The sequence below is a fragment of the Bradyrhizobium guangzhouense genome (assembly GCF_004114955.1).
GTDB classification, from domain to species: Bacteria; Pseudomonadota; Alphaproteobacteria; order Rhizobiales; family Xanthobacteraceae; genus Bradyrhizobium; species Bradyrhizobium guangzhouense.
Genome location: NZ_CP030053.1, coordinates 1,818,013 through 1,831,002, shown reverse-complemented (window position 1 = coordinate 1,831,002; position 12,990 = coordinate 1,818,013). Strand labels below are relative to the sequence as shown.

Here is a 12,990-nt window from a genome sequence, read left to right as displayed (position 1 = left end):
TTCGAGACGATGCGGCCGTTCGGGTTCTTTCACCTCAAGGGCATCGGCGGACAGATCGCCGCGCTGGTGCTGGCTTCGACCGTCGCGCTGCACCTCGTCGTCACCACCGCCTTCCTGCTCAGCCGCCCCGACCGCCCGGACAGCCCGCCTGATGGCGCGCATCAACTGACCGATGCCGCGTTGCTGCTCGGCTCGGCAAGGCCCGACGACCGGCCGCGCCTGATCGCAGATCTCGCGCGCGCCTTTCCGAAGCTCGAGCTCGAGACATTGCCGCCCGGCACGGCGGCGACGGTCAACGACAGCGAGGCCCAGCATTTGCGTGGCATCCGCCACCATCTCGCCCGCGGCTACAAGGTGGTGCAGCTCGCGCCCGAGGGCGATGCCCATCGCATCGGCGTGGAATTGCCCGACGGCAGCGTGATCGCAGGCCATGTCCAGAACGGCCCGCGGCCGTGGTTCTGGGGTGCACCGTGGCTGGTGACGCTGATGACGGCTTTCATCTGTATCACCGTGCTCGGCCTGTGGGCCGCGCGCGCGCTGGCGGCGCCGCTGTCGTCCTTTGCCAGGGCGGCCGAGAATTTCAGCCTGGATGGGACTGCCGATCCACTGCCCGAGCGCGGTCCGGAAGAGATCCGCTCGGCGGCCCGCGCGCTCAACCGCATGCATGAGCGCATTGCGCGGCTGATGTCGGACCGCACCAAGATGCTGGCGGCGATCAGCCACGATCTGCGCACGCCGATCACGCGGCTGCGCCTGCGCGCCGAGTTCATCGAGGACGAAGGCAACCGCAAGCGGATGCTGATCGACCTCGACCAGATGCGCTCGATGCTGGAGAGCGTGCTGTCGCTGCTGCGCAACGACCGCAAGATCGAAGCGGTGACGCTGGTCGATATCGCCAGCACGCTGCAGCTCATCGCCGACCAGTTCGGCGACATGGGCCATGTCGTGCACTATGACGGCCCGCCGTCTGCGACAGCGGCCGCGCGTCCCGACGATTTGCATCGCGGCGTCACCAACCTCGTCGAGAACGCGGTGCGCTTCGGCGCCGTGGTGACGATCCGCCTCGATGTATCCAGCACGGAACTCGTCATCGACGTCGAGGATGACGGCCCCGGCATTTCGGACGCGCGCAAGCAGGAGATGCTGGAGCCGTTCGTGCGCGGCGACGACGCGCGCACCATGGACGATTCCACCGGCTTCGGCCTCGGCCTGTCGATCGCGCGCGCGATCGCGCTCGCCCATGGCGGCGAGCTGTCGCTGCACGACCGCCAGCCGCACGGGCTGATCGTGCGGATGCAATTGCCGATATGGCAGCAGCCGCGGCTGGCCGCTTAAGCCGCGAGCGGCGGATATTCGACGGCCGACTCGTCGAAGATCGCGATCGCCTCGAAGCGATAATTGCAGGCGTGGCATGTCCAGAGATAGGAGACCCGCCCCTCGCCAGGCTCGATCCAGTCGGGCTGCGCGATCGGTGTCCCGCATTGTGCGCACGGGTTCTGCGTGGGGATGTCGCCGATGTCTGCTCGGGTCATGGACGTCCTCCCGAATGCTGTTGGTGCGATTTTTGGGCGAAGCACGAACGGACAGACCTGCTGTCGCGTAAGGCACTCCGCCGGCTCCGGACCTACCCCACGTTTGAGTCGTAAAAGCGACGGCTCGGCGAAAATCGCCGGTGGCGGCGTTTCGCCACATCATCGCCGTGTTCCCACGGCCTAACGCGCACGGGTGCGGGTCAGTTCTGCCGAGGAATATATCGATGAAAATTTTACGCGTTGCCGCGTTGCTCGCGGCAGGACTGATGCCGTCACTGATGTCGTCGCACGCCGCAATCGCAGGCCAGGCCGACTATGCCGAGATGGTGGCGATGCATGCGCGTGCCAACGGCGTGCCGGAGGCGCTGGTGCATCGCGTCATCATGCGCGAGAGCCGCTATCAGCCCGGCCTGGTCGGCCGTGGCGGCACCATCGGGCTGATGCAGATCAAGCTCGCGACGGCCCGCGGCCTCGGCTACACCGGCGATGCGAGCGGCCTGCGCGACCCCAACACCAATCTCACCTATGCCGTGAAATACCTCGCCGGCGCCTATCACGCCGCCAATGGCGACCATGACCGAGCCGTGCGTTATTTCGCGGGCGGCTATTACTACGCTGCAAAGCGGCAGCGTCAGGAAATGGTGCGGCAGGCGAGCTTCGAGCCTCAGATCGAGCCGGACGGCAATCCGCAGCCGATGTTCGGCGCCGCGCCGCATCGCAAGCTCACCCAGCACGTCCGCAACGCGCGGGCGCAGGTTCCTCGCGAATAATCCGTCATTCCGGGGCGATGCGAAACATCGAACTATGGTGCGCCCTTGCGCACCTGAGAATCTCGAGATTCCGGGTCTTGGTGCTTCGCACCATCCCGGAATGACTGCTCTGTGGCTAACGCGTTGACCACCCCGCCCCACTAGCCTACATTAGAGCTGTTCCGAGGGGTGCTCCGAGGAGGAGCTGAGATACCGCTAAACGGGCAGGCCTGCACTTCAGCAAGCATGTCCAGGACCGCGGTGACCCTTTGAACCTGATCCGGGTCATGCCGGCGAAGGGACAGGGATGTTGCAGACGACCAATCGACCGGATTCCCCGGTATCCATCATCGGCGCAGGCATAGCCGGAGCCTGGCAGGCGCTGTTATTCGCGCAGGCCGGCCACGCCGTGACCCTACACGAGCGCAGTGACGCCGACATGACCGATGCCACCAGCCATTGGGCCGGCGGCATGCTCGCGCCCTATTGCGAGGCGGAGGTCGCCGAACCCATCATCTCTAGGCTTGGCCTGCGCTCGCTCGACATCTGGCGGCGCGAGCTGCCCGACACCCCCTTCAACGGCTCGCTCGTCGTCGCCCATCCGCGCGAGCGCAACGATTTCGAGCGCTTTGCCCGCATGACCGACGGCCATCGCCGGCTCGATGCCAGCGGCCTCGCCGCGCTCGAGCCGTCGCTGGAAGGCCGTTTCCGCGATGCGCTGTTCTTCCCGGCCGAAGGCCATGTCGAGCCCCGCCGCGTGCTGCCGCAGCTGCACGCGCGCATCAAGGCCGCCGGCGGCACCATCAAGTTCGGCAGCGACGTCTCATCGGCCGACCTCGACGGCCTGGTGATCGACTGCCGCGGCCTGTCCGCGCGCGAGGAGCAAAGCGAGCTTCGCGGCGTCAAGGGCGAGATGATCCTGATCGAGACCTCCGAGGTGCAGCTGTCCCGCCCGGTGCGGCTGATCCATCCGCGCTGGCCGCTCTACGTGATCCCGCGCGAGGACAATCTGTTCATGCTGGGCGCGACCTCGATCGAGGCCGAGGACACCGGCGTGTCCGTCCGCTCCGCGCTGGAGCTCTTGGGCGCCGCCTATGCCGTGCACCCGGCCTTCGGGGAGGCGCGCATCGTCGAATTCGGCTCCGGCCTTCGCCCTGCATATCCCGACAATTTGCCGCGCATCGGCGTGCGCGGCGGCAAGATCAGCGTCAACGGGCTCTACCGCCACGGTTTCCTGATCGCCCCGGCCCTCGCCGAGCTGACGCTCAACTTCGTCGAGCGCGGCCAGATCGACAATGAGGTGATGCAATGCGCGTGATCGTGAATGGCGAGCAACGCGAGATCAGTTCCGCCAGCGTCGATGCGCTGCTCGCCGAGCTCGACTACGAGGGCACGCATTTCGCCATCGCGCTGAACTACGACGTCGTGCCGAAGAGCCGCTGGGCCGAGACGAGCCTGAAGGCCGGCGACGAGATCGAGATCATCACGCCGCGGCAGGGAGGGTGATGGGATGAAGCGCCCGCCTCACACTCCGCTGTCATCGCCCGGCTTGACCGGGCGATCCAGTACGCCGCGGCTTCACGATTCCAGCCGCGCCGCCGCGGCGTACTGGATCCCCGCCCCCCGTGCGCAATTGCGCACTAGGCGGGGATGACAGCGTCATTCAAGGAGACACCTCCCACATGGTGACCTTCTACGGCAAGACCTTCGCCTCCCGCCTGCTGATCGGCAGCGCGCTCTATCCCTCGCCGGCGATCATGCAGGACGCGATCCGCGCCTCCGGCTCGAACATCGTCACGGTGTCGCTGCGGCGCGAATCCGCCGGCGGCAAGACTGGGGACGCGTTCTGGAAGCTGATCCGCGAACTCGACGTCACGGTGCTGCCGAACACCGCCGGCTGCCGCAGCGTGCGCGAGGCCGTCACCACCGCAAAGCTCGCGCGCGAATTGTTCGGCACGTCCTGGATCAAGCTCGAAGTCATTGCCGACAACGACACGCTGCAGCCCGATGTCGTCGGCCTGGTCGAAGCCGCCACCATCCTGATCAAGGACGGCTTTGAAGTGTTCCCCTATTGCACCGAGGATCTCTCGGTGGCCAACCGCCTGGTCGATGCGGGCTGCAAGGTCGTGATGCCCTGGGCCGCGCCGATCGGCAGTGCCAAGGGCATCATCAATCGCGACGCGCTCAAGCTGCTGCGCGAGCGCCTGCCCGACATCACGCTGGTGGTCGACGCCGGCATCGGCGCGCCCTCGCACGCCGCCGAGGCGCTCGAGCTCGGCTATGACGCCGTGCTGCTCAACACCGCCATCGCCAAGGCCGCCGATCCCGTCGCGATGGCCAGGGCTTTCCGCCTCGGCTGTGAGGCCGGCCGCACCGCCTATGAAGCCGGGCTGATGAACGCCCGCGATTTTGCCTCCCCCTCCACCCCTGTCGTTGGGACCCCGTTCTGGCATGCCGTATCCTGATCGTTTTTATCCTGTGGTCGATAGCCTGGCCTGGGTCGAACGCCTGACAAAGCTCGGCGTCGGCACCATCCAGCTGCGCGCGAAAAATCTCGACGACGCGCAAGCCTTGCAGATCGTCACCGATGCGCTCGCCATCACCAAGGGAACGCCGGCCAAGCTGGTCGTGAACGATTATTGGCGCGCGGCGATCGTCGCCGGCGCGAAATATTTGCATCTCGGCCAGGAGGATCTTGCCGACGCCGATCTCAAGGCGATCCGCGAAGCCGGCCTCTCGCTCGGCGTCTCCACCCATGACGACGCGGAGCTTGAAACGGCGCTCGAGGCCAAGCCCGACTATGTCGCGCTCGGCCCGATCTTCTTCACCACGCTCAAATCCATGCGCTTCGAACCGCAGGGCATTGCCAAGATCACGGAATGGAAGAAGCGCATCGGCCCCATCCCGCTGGTCGCGATCGGCGGCATCAAGTTCGAGCATGCCGCCGAGATCTTTGCCGCCGGCGCGGATTCCATCGCGGTGGTGTCCGACGTCACCCAAAATGCCGACCCCGATGCACGGGTGCGGCAATGGCTGGGCCAGTCGAAGGAGGCCGCGTGATACGCCTCGCTCTCTCAACACACTCCGCCGTCATCGCCCGGCTTGACCGGGCGATCCAGTACGCCGCGGCTTCTCCGTACCCCACTACGGTCTCTGGAATACTGGATCCCCGCTTTCGCGGGGATGACAGCGGTAATTGTCTTTCGCTCAGCGACACAAACGAACTGAATTAAGGAGGATCCCATGAACATTCGCTCCAACCCCGAAAAGACCGTCCCCGCCGTCACCACCGGCCCGCTTCCCTCCTCGCGAAAGATCTTCGCAACGCCCGATGCCGCGCCTGATATCCGCGTGCCGCTGCGCGAGATCATCCTCTCGGAAGGTGCGGGCGAGCCGAACCTGCCTGTTTACGACACCTCCGGCCCCTACACCGATCCATCCGTCACCATCGACGTCAATGCCGGCCTTGCCCGCAACCGCAAGCAATGGGTGCTGGAGCGCGGCGGCGTCGAGGAATATGAGGGCCGGCAGATCAAGCCGGAGGACAATGGCAGCGTCTCCACCGACAATGCGGCGCGTTCCTTCGCCGCCTATCACAAGCCCTTGCGCGGCCTCGACGGCCACAAGATCACGCAGCTCGAATTCGCCCGCGCCGGCATCATCACCAAGGAGATGATCTACGTCGCCGCGCGCGAAAACCTCGGCCGCAAGCAGCAGCTCGAGCGCGCCGAAGCCGCCCTCGCCGACGGCGAGAGCTTTGGCGCCTCGGTGCCCGCCTTCATCACCCCGGAGTTCGTGCGCAGCGAGATCGCGCGCGGCCGCGCCATCATCCCCTCCAACATCAACCACAGTGAACTCGAGCCGATGATCATCGGCCGCAACTTCCTGACCAAGATCAACGCCAATATCGGCAACTCGGCGGTGACCTCCTCGGTCGAGGAAGAGGTCGAGAAGATGGTGTGGGCGATCCGCTGGGGCGCCGACACCGTGATGGACCTCTCCACGGGCCGCAACATCCACACCACGCGCGAATGGATCCTGCGCAACGCGCCGGTGCCGATCGGCACGGTGCCGATCTACCAGGCGCTGGAGAAGTGCAACGGCGATCCGGTCAAGCTGACCTGGGAGCTCTACAAGGACACGCTGATCGAGCAGTGCGAGCAGGGCGTCGACTATTTCACCATCCACGCCGGCGTGCGCCTGCAATACATCCACCTCACCGCGAGCCGCGTCACCGGCATCGTCTCGCGCGGCGGCTCGATCATGGCGAAGTGGTGCCTGGCGCATCACAAGGAGAGTTTCCTCTACACCCATTTCGACGAGATCTGCGACCTCATGCGCAAGTATGACGTCTCGTTCTCGCTCGGCGACGGCCTGCGTCCGGGCTCGATTGCGGATGCCAACGACCGCGCGCAGTTCGCCGAGTTGGAGACGCTCGGCGAGCTGACCAAGATCGCGTGGGACAAGGGCTGCCAGGTCATGATCGAGGGCCCCGGCCACGTGCCGATGCACAAGATCAAGATCAACATGGACAAGCAGCTCAAGGAATGCGGCGAGGCGCCGTTCTACACGCTTGGACCGCTGACCACCGACATCGCGCCGGGCTACGACCACATCACGTCAGGCATCGGCGCCGCCATGATCGGCTGGTTCGGCTGCGCCATGCTCTGCTACGTCACGCCGAAGGAGCATCTCGGCCTGCCCGATCGTAACGACGTCAAGACCGGCGTCATCACCTACAAGATCGCGGCCCACGCCAGCGATCTCGCCAAGGGCCATCCCGCCGCGCAACTGCGCGACGACGCACTGTCGCGAGCCCGCTTCGAATTCCGCTGGACCGACCAGTTCAACCTCGGACTCGATCCCGATACGGCAAAAAGCTTCCACGACGAAACCCTGCCGAAGGAAGCCCACAAGGTCGCGCATTTCTGCTCGATGTGCGGCCCAAAATTCTGCTCGATGAAGATCACGCAGGACGTGCGCGATTACGCGGCGACGCTGAATGATCCGAACAGCGTGGGGATGTCGATGAGCGGCACCGCCGAGGACGGCATGGCCAGGATGAGCGCGAAGTTCAAGGAGATGGGGTCGAGCGTATATCTGGATGCGGAGAAGGTGAAGGAGAGCAATCGGGTGTTGTGAGGGGGAACGCCGCTCCACGAGGCATGACCTCTTGAACGACTTTTACTGGAAGGTCACCGTCGATGGATAGGAGCAGCATTATCCAACGCATAGCGGCAGACGTCTTGGAGGTCTCGATCAACGAAATTGACGTTGATCGAGACCTTTTTGAGTTGGGCATGGATTCGCTCGCGCTAATCAGGCTCCTCGGCAGCATCGAAACTGAACTCAATGTTTTGTTGCCGTTCGAGGCTGCCTTTAGTTGCGGACGCCCCACCGTAGCCAACCTTTCAAAGCTGTTTGACTGAAATGGCCAGCACACTCACCTTTGTTTTGGGCGCTATTCTTGGACTGCTGGCCCCTTATTTTACGCACAGGCACACTATAAACCTCAAGATAATGGAGCAGTATCTTGAAGCCCGTAAGCTGATTGCGAAAGAAATCGCACCTCTTACCAATCTCAAATTGCCTACGGATGAAGCCGAACAGAAACTGCAAGAACTGAGCAACAAGGTATCGACGTTGTACTACGAGCACTACGATCTACTGCCTGCCGAAGTTCTGAGAGCCTTGATGTTATTAGACGTCGCCCTCGCGGGCGCAGTCGACGGTCCACTCACTGTACGCGGCGGCAATGTCGTCAAGATGAATCCGGCAGAAGTCAAGGAATTCGTCGACAAGCTCACCATGTTTGAGAATTTTGCGGTGGTGATGGCGCTCTCGCTACAATCTCAAAATCGGATAGTTCGTACTACCCAAATCATACGGCTCCATGCGCGCTACGTACTGCACGCAATGAATAATTTTTCATCGATAAACTCAATATTCTCACTGAAACGCGCACTCGCGAAGAAGCCTCATCGAAGCCCGTAGGGTGGGTTAGCGTAGCGTAACCCACCACTTGGCATCCAAAGGCTCTCCAGACGTGGTGGGTTACGCTTTGCGCCGTCGTGTGTTGAACGACCTCGCTCGTGAGCGGCTAACCACCCCACGGGCTGGGCGAGCGCGGCCAGCTCTTCGCGGTTCATCGTCGGGCCACTTCGTGAGACGGCATCAAGAAGCCGTCCGCTTCAACAATGGCTGATCGCGCCTGACGTCGAGCGCGCATTCGGCCTCCCAGGGGAAATGGCGATTGACGTCCTGCCAGACGATTTGGAGACAGGGGAATGCGATCTGCGATTTCCGATAGAACCAGATCGCAGTGCCGAGATAATCAGGATAGGCTCCGAACGGCACCTGCAAGAAGCCGAGTTTGTAGCCGTTCTCCAGCAGCTCGTCGGAGATATCGCCGTCGACGAATTGATGGCCCGCGGCAGCGCGATCGCGGATAAGGTTGATGATGGCTTGCGCGTTTTGAGCGCTCTGGCCGAAGATGATGAGCTCGGGGTGGCCGTAATTCAGATACAGACCAGTCGAAAATGCGAACGGCGGGGTGGCATCTTGTATGCCCGTGATATGGCAGCCGTGGTTGCGGACGTTGCGCAAGATGATCTCGTCGGCCTCGTGTTCGGGCTCCGGCCACTCGAACTGGTCGTGCATTTGTCCCCCGACAGGCCTGCGGCGTCCGTCGCTTCCGCACTCCTGACAATTTCGACGGCAGATTCAGAGAAGAAGCAAGTCAATAATCGCATCGCAGATGTCCAGCACCGTTCACCGCCTCCCCGATCAGCTCCGCGAAAACCTCCGTCTCGTCTTCGTCGGCACCGCCGCCTCGACGCGCTCGGCAGAGCTCGGACACTACTACGCTCATCCCGGCAACCGCTTCTGGCGCGCGCTGCATGAGGCCGGGATTACGCCGCGGCGGTATCAACCGGGCGAGTTTGCGTCGCTGATCGAGCTCGGGATCGGCTTCACCGATCTCTCCAAGTCGGGCGCGGGGATGGATCACCAGATCGCGGCGGATGAGATCGACGTGCCGGGCTTCAGGGCCAAGATGGAGAAATATCGGCCGCGGACGATTGCATTCACGAGCAAGAAGGCGGCCAGCTTGTTTTATGGCAGGCCGTCGAGCGGCATTGCGCTGGGGCGGCAGAAGCGTGATGCGGGCTTGCCGGAGATATTCGTGCTGCCGTCACCGTCGGGCGCGGCGTCAGGGCATTGGACGCTGGAGCCGTGGCGGGAGCTGGCAAGGTGGACCGCTGCGTAGGGTGGGTTAGACGTGCGGCTGCGCGAAGCGCGGGCCGCGCGGCGTCACCCACCGCTTCTGTCGCCGCGGAGGCGCACGCGGTGGGTTACGCCTTGCGCCGTTCCGTGTTGAGCGACCGCACTTGTGAGCGGCTAACCCTACGCACCGCCGCCCAGCGCCGCCAGCTCGCGCGCGAGATTGGCGCGGGCTTGCCGGTCGAAGGTCGCGGCGAAATCCGGATCGGGAAAGATCACCTCGCGCGCCGCGAAACGGCGGAGCACCCGGGCGCGACCGATGCGATAGTCATGTTCGCTGACATGGCTGAACTCGCGGCGGATCGCGGCGGCATAGGCGTCGTAGCGCGCGGGATCGGCGCCGAGAATGCCGAGATCGATCGAAATCAGGATCGCCCCTAGGCGATCGCCGGCATCCACATCGTGCGTTTTCGTCAGGCGGATCAGGCGGCCGACCTCCTGACGAAGCTCGATGCGGACCTGCTGCTCGGCGAGCTCCGCGCTGCGTTCCTCGTTGTCGGACCTGGCAGGATCGTAGACGACATCATGCCACCAGATCGCCTCCGTCAGCGTCTCGCGCTCGACAGCCGAAAGACTGTCGACCCGCGCGAGCGCGGCCAGGCAATCCTCGATATGCGCGAGATTATGATAGTGGCGGCCGGGCGCCGCGTACGCGACGGCCAATTCTTCGCGGTTCATCGGCAAGGCATCCCGCATACGTCCTACAGATCGAAATTCGTCGGCATCATCACCACGTCGCGGATGGTCATGCCGCGCGGGCGGGTCAGCATGAACATCACGACGTCGGCGACTTCGCTGGCTTCCAGCAGGCTGCCGGAATCCCTGGCTTCCTGCAGCTTCTCTGCCGGCCAGTCCGCCAGCAGCGACGTGACGACAGGACCGGGCGAGATCGAGCCGACGCGAATGCCGTGCTTGAAGACCTGGCGCCGCACCGTCTGGACGAAACAGTTGATCGCCCATTTCGACGAGGCGTAGACCGGCTCCCACGGCGTCGGGAAATGCGCGGCCAGCGAGCTGGTGACGATGATGTCGCCGCTGCGGCGCGCGATCATGTGCGGCAGCACGTCGTGCACGTTCTTCATCACGACATTGACGTTCAGGTTCAGCATCCGGTCGATCGCCATGACGTCGGCATCGACGAGGTCGCCACCGACATAGCTGCCGGCGTTGGCATGGAAGATGTCGAGCTGGCCCGTTTTCTCCAGCACGCGCGGCAGCAGCGTTGCGCAGTCCCTGGGATCGAGCAGGTCGACGAGCAGCGGGATCACGGCATCGCCGTGCTTTTTGCAGAGCGCCTTCAGCGAGGCCTCGTCGCGGTCGACCATCACCACGCGCGCGCCGGCGGCCAGCATCGCCTCGGAACTCGCGAGTCCGATGCCCGACGCGGCCCCGGTTACGGCGGCAACCTTGCCGTCCAATTTTCTTTCCATGGGATCACCATCCTGCTGATGTCAGGCAGTATAGCGATCCCGGGAGAATTGGCGATGTGGATCGCTGCGTAGGGTGGGTTAGCCTCGCGGATTGCGCGAAGCGCAAAGCGCGCGGCGTAACCCACCAAGTCTGCCGCCGCGGATGCAGAAGTGGTGGGTTACGCCAAGCAGATGCGCTTCGCACATCTGCATAGCTAACCCACCCTACCGCACCGTCTTTCCCTCACCCCGCATACGCCTTGTCCAGATCCGCGATCACGATCTTCTTCATCCCCATCATCGCCTGCATGACGCGGTTCGCCTTGGTGCGGTCGGGGTCGCCGAGATAGCGGCCGAGTGCTGACGGCACCACCTGCCAGGACAGGCCGAACTTGTCCTTGAGCCAGCCGCAGCGGGATTCCGCGCCGCCGTCGGCGGTGAGCGCTTTCCAGAAGTAATCGACCTCGCCTTGCGTCTCCACGCTGATGAAGAACGACACCGCCTCGTTGAAGCGGTGCTGCGGCCCGCCATTGAGCGCATGGAAGCGCTGTCCCTCGAGCTCGAACACCGCCATGAAGTCGCTGACGGTCTGGATCCTGGCGTTGGGAAACACCGATTTGTAGAACGCCACGGCTTGCGGAACGTTGTTGTCGAACCAGAGAAACGGCGTGATGGAGGTCATGAGCGCTATCCTTTGCATCGAACCGGACGCACCCGGGTGCGCCGTCGCCCAAGGACGAACCGGCGGACGATCTTCCGACAGGCGGAATGATGCTTTTTTGCCCCCGAACGGCCCCAGACTACACCAAACGGATGATGCCGCGCCCCATGGACGTCGCGCGCGGACACTTGCAAGGGCGCAACCGGGACGATACGACTTTGAGTGGAAAAGCCGGGATCAACCGGCAATCTTGTTTCGAGGAAGCCGCCGCATGAGCGACGATCTCTCGGGTGTCTGGGACGGCACTTACATCCAACCCGGCACGGGAATGGTCACGTTCACGGCGACGCTGATCGAGACCGGCGGCGCGCTCTCGGGCCACGTCACCGAGCCGTGCTCCAATCCGCACTGCCCGATACGGACTCACAGCGCCTCGATATCGGGCCATCGCGCCGGCAGCGTGGTGTCGTTCGTCAAGCGCTACGAGCCGCCGGGCTACGGCTTCGACATCGTCCACTATGACGGCATCATGAACGGAGAGGCCACCGAGATCGACGGGCGCTGGCGGTTGCCGGGTACGTCAGGATCGTTCCTCATGATCCGCTCCGGCAAACGCGCGCAGGCCGTGACGACCGACGATAGAGCCAAGCAATCGGCGCGCTGAGAGCATGCGGCGGTGACTGCGTGGTCTCGTAACCCACCAATTCTGTCACAGCGGAAACCAAAGCGGTGGGTTACGGCTTCGCCTAACCCACCCTACGGCACCGTTTTCCACGGCACCGTCTACTGCATCGTGATTGCGAGCCCGCTCAGATCGGCATTCGCCATCAGGCCGGTCTGGGTGCCCGACAGCTCCAGCACCGCGCCCTTCTGGTTGGTCAGCACGATGGCGCGGGCGCCGCGGCCGAGGGCGAGGCCGGCACCGGCAGCGCCGTAGACGCCGGCAACGTCCGACGGCCTGACGATGTTGGAGACGCGGCCGCGCAGCACGGTCTTGGAGCCGCCGAAGACGAGGCCGTAATCGAGTCCGCCGGTCGAGAGCGCATAGGAGCGGCCGTGGAAGTTCAGGACGCCCGAGCCGCCGGAGCCGCCGATGAACCAGCCCGCCTTGTAGATCGTCAGCACCACGGTGCCGCCGTCGGCCCGCGCCGCGGTCGAAAGGCCGGCCAGCGCGGCAATGGCGACGAGCGCGGCACGCAAGGTGGAAGCAATCTTCATGAGGCGTCTCCGGGGGCTATTTTCTGGGAGGAAAAGCGAATCAGACGCCGCAATCTATCCGATCGATCACGGCGGCAACATGATGGGGGCGTTGGTGAGGCGCGAGCCGGCAGCCACACATTCAGCTGTCATCGCCCGGC

The 12,990-nt window shown here is 64.1% G+C and carries 17 protein-coding genes and 1 riboswitch; of the genes, 11 read left to right on the top strand and 6 right to left on the bottom strand.

Features of this window, described 5'->3' with window-relative positions:
• Positions 1-9 precede the first annotated feature (9 nt).
• Entirely contained in the window at positions 10-1,335 is a 1,326-nt protein-coding gene (locus tag XH91_RS08865; protein WP_128950235.1) for an ATP-binding protein, read from the top strand.
• Here the strand turns inward: XH91_RS08865 and XH91_RS08860 are convergent.
• A complete protein-coding gene (locus XH91_RS08860; RefSeq protein ID WP_128950234.1) occupies positions 1,332-1,532 on the bottom strand; it encodes a hypothetical protein in 201 nt (66 codons plus the stop codon). The two genes, XH91_RS08865 and XH91_RS08860, sit on opposite strands and share 4 nt — an antisense overlap.
• Positions 1,533-1,756: 224 nt before the next feature.
• On the opposite strand from XH91_RS08860, the gene XH91_RS08855 reads away from it, so the two are divergent.
• The 8 genes from XH91_RS08855 (at position 1,757) to XH91_RS08810 (ending at position 8,275) form a co-directional block, all read left to right on the top strand.
• Positions 1,757-2,302 (top strand): lytic transglycosylase domain-containing protein, encoded by a 546-nt coding sequence (locus tag XH91_RS08855; protein ID WP_128950233.1) that lies wholly within the window; start codon positions 1,757-1,759, stop codon positions 2,300-2,302.
• 154 nt (positions 2,303-2,456) lie between these two features.
• Positions 2,457-2,601: riboswitch (TPP riboswitch) on the top strand.
• On the top strand, positions 2,589-3,599 hold the full coding sequence (locus XH91_RS08845; RefSeq protein ID WP_128950232.1) for an FAD-dependent oxidoreductase: 1,011 nt from the start codon (positions 2,589-2,591) through the stop codon (positions 3,597-3,599). (Overlaps the previous riboswitch by 13 nt.)
• On the top strand, positions 3,590-3,787 hold the full coding sequence (thiS, locus tag XH91_RS08840) for a sulfur carrier protein ThiS (RefSeq protein ID WP_128950231.1): 198 nt from the start codon (positions 3,590-3,592) through the stop codon (positions 3,785-3,787). Before XH91_RS08845 ends, thiS begins: the two co-directional genes overlap by 10 nt.
• 176 nt (positions 3,788-3,963) lie before the next feature.
• Entirely contained in the window at positions 3,964-4,746 is a 783-nt protein-coding gene (locus XH91_RS08835; RefSeq protein ID WP_128950230.1) for a thiazole synthase, read from the top strand.
• Complete coding sequence (locus tag XH91_RS08830) at positions 4,733-5,341, top strand: thiamine phosphate synthase (RefSeq protein ID WP_128950229.1); 609 nt, start codon at positions 4,733-4,735, stop codon at positions 5,339-5,341. Before XH91_RS08835 ends, XH91_RS08830 begins: the two co-directional genes overlap by 14 nt.
• A gap of 183 nt (positions 5,342-5,524) precedes the next feature.
• A complete protein-coding gene (gene thiC, locus XH91_RS08820; protein ID WP_128950227.1) occupies positions 5,525-7,423 on the top strand; it encodes a phosphomethylpyrimidine synthase ThiC in 1,899 nt (632 codons plus the stop codon).
• A gap of 104 nt (positions 7,424-7,527) precedes the next feature.
• A complete protein-coding gene (locus XH91_RS08815) occupies positions 7,528-7,710 on the top strand; it encodes an acyl carrier protein (RefSeq protein WP_164933975.1) in 183 nt (60 codons plus the stop codon).
• Position 7,711: 1 nt separating this feature from the next.
• Positions 7,712-8,275, top strand: a complete 564-nt coding sequence (locus XH91_RS08810) for a hypothetical protein (protein WP_128950225.1) — start codon at positions 7,712-7,714, stop codon at positions 8,273-8,275.
• A gap of 180 nt (positions 8,276-8,455) precedes the next feature.
• Here XH91_RS08810 and XH91_RS08805 read toward each other — a convergent pair whose 3' ends face one another.
• Positions 8,456-8,941 (bottom strand): DUF4262 domain-containing protein, encoded by a 486-nt coding sequence (locus XH91_RS08805; protein ID WP_128950224.1) that lies wholly within the window; start codon positions 8,939-8,941, stop codon positions 8,456-8,458.
• Between the two features lie 97 nt (positions 8,942-9,038).
• On the opposite strand from XH91_RS08805, the gene XH91_RS08800 reads away from it, so the two are divergent.
• Complete coding sequence (locus tag XH91_RS08800; protein WP_128950223.1) at positions 9,039-9,548, top strand: mismatch-specific DNA-glycosylase; 510 nt, start codon at positions 9,039-9,041, stop codon at positions 9,546-9,548.
• A 137-nt stretch (positions 9,549-9,685) separates the two neighbouring features.
• On the opposite strand, the gene XH91_RS08795 is transcribed toward XH91_RS08800, so the two are convergent.
• The 3 genes from XH91_RS08795 to XH91_RS08785 form a co-directional block, all read right to left on the bottom strand.
• On the bottom strand, positions 9,686-10,240 hold the full coding sequence (locus XH91_RS08795) for an HD domain-containing protein (RefSeq protein ID WP_128950222.1): 555 nt from the start codon (positions 10,238-10,240) through the stop codon (positions 9,686-9,688).
• A gap of 23 nt (positions 10,241-10,263) precedes the next feature.
• Positions 10,264-10,992: an SDR family oxidoreductase gene (locus XH91_RS08790; RefSeq protein ID WP_128950221.1), complete on the bottom strand. Its 729-nt coding sequence runs from the start codon at positions 10,990-10,992 to the stop codon at positions 10,264-10,266.
• A 223-nt stretch (positions 10,993-11,215) separates the two neighbouring features.
• A complete protein-coding gene (locus XH91_RS08785; RefSeq protein WP_128950220.1) occupies positions 11,216-11,653 on the bottom strand; it encodes a VOC family protein in 438 nt (145 codons plus the stop codon).
• A gap of 250 nt (positions 11,654-11,903) precedes the next feature.
• Here XH91_RS08785 and XH91_RS08780 point away from each other — a divergent pair, with 250 nt between their 5' ends.
• Positions 11,904-12,296 (top strand): hypothetical protein, encoded by a 393-nt coding sequence (locus XH91_RS08780; RefSeq protein ID WP_128950219.1) that lies wholly within the window; start codon positions 11,904-11,906, stop codon positions 12,294-12,296.
• Between the two features lie 119 nt (positions 12,297-12,415).
• Here the strand turns inward: XH91_RS08780 and XH91_RS08775 are convergent, their stop codons facing one another.
• On the bottom strand, positions 12,416-12,850 hold the full coding sequence (locus tag XH91_RS08775) for a hypothetical protein (RefSeq protein WP_128950218.1): 435 nt from the start codon (positions 12,848-12,850) through the stop codon (positions 12,416-12,418).
• Positions 12,851-12,990: the final 140 nt, after the last annotated feature.

What these genes read in the sequence shown, in the direction of transcription:
- XH91_RS08780 (WP_128950219.1), top strand. Translation starts at nt 11,904, where the DNA reads ATGAGCGACGATCTCTCGGGTGTCTGGGACGGCACTTACATCCAACCC.
- XH91_RS08865 (WP_128950235.1), top strand. Translation starts at nt 10, where the DNA reads ATGCGGCCGTTCGGGTTCTTTCACCTCAAGGGCATCGGCGGACAGATC.
- XH91_RS08795 (WP_128950222.1), bottom strand. Translation starts at nt 10,240, where the DNA reads ATGAACCGCGAAGAATTGGCCGTCGCGTACGCGGCGCCCGGCCGCCAC.
- XH91_RS08800 (WP_128950223.1), top strand. Translation starts at nt 9,039, where the DNA reads ATGTCCAGCACCGTTCACCGCCTCCCCGATCAGCTCCGCGAAAACCTC.
- XH91_RS08835 (WP_128950230.1), top strand. Translation starts at nt 3,964, where the DNA reads ATGGTGACCTTCTACGGCAAGACCTTCGCCTCCCGCCTGCTGATCGGC.
- XH91_RS08810 (WP_128950225.1), top strand. Translation starts at nt 7,712, where the DNA reads ATGGCCAGCACACTCACCTTTGTTTTGGGCGCTATTCTTGGACTGCTG.
- XH91_RS08805 (WP_128950224.1), bottom strand. Translation starts at nt 8,941, where the DNA reads ATGCACGACCAGTTCGAGTGGCCGGAGCCCGAACACGAGGCCGACGAG.
- thiS (WP_128950231.1), top strand. Translation starts at nt 3,590, where the DNA reads ATGCGCGTGATCGTGAATGGCGAGCAACGCGAGATCAGTTCCGCCAGC.
- XH91_RS08790 (WP_128950221.1), bottom strand. Translation starts at nt 10,992, where the DNA reads ATGGAAAGAAAATTGGACGGCAAGGTTGCCGCCGTAACCGGGGCCGCG.
- XH91_RS08785 (WP_128950220.1), bottom strand. Translation starts at nt 11,653, where the DNA reads ATGACCTCCATCACGCCGTTTCTCTGGTTCGACAACAACGTTCCGCAA.
- XH91_RS08830 (WP_128950229.1), top strand. Translation starts at nt 4,733, where the DNA reads ATGCCGTATCCTGATCGTTTTTATCCTGTGGTCGATAGCCTGGCCTGG.
- XH91_RS08775 (WP_128950218.1), bottom strand. Translation starts at nt 12,850, where the DNA reads ATGAAGATTGCTTCCACCTTGCGTGCCGCGCTCGTCGCCATTGCCGCG.
- XH91_RS08845 (WP_128950232.1), top strand. Translation starts at nt 2,589, where the DNA reads ATGTTGCAGACGACCAATCGACCGGATTCCCCGGTATCCATCATCGGC.
- thiC (WP_128950227.1), top strand. Translation starts at nt 5,525, where the DNA reads ATGAACATTCGCTCCAACCCCGAAAAGACCGTCCCCGCCGTCACCACC.
- XH91_RS08860 (WP_128950234.1), bottom strand. Translation starts at nt 1,532, where the DNA reads ATGACCCGAGCAGACATCGGCGACATCCCCACGCAGAACCCGTGCGCA.
- XH91_RS08855 (WP_128950233.1), top strand. Translation starts at nt 1,757, where the DNA reads ATGAAAATTTTACGCGTTGCCGCGTTGCTCGCGGCAGGACTGATGCCG.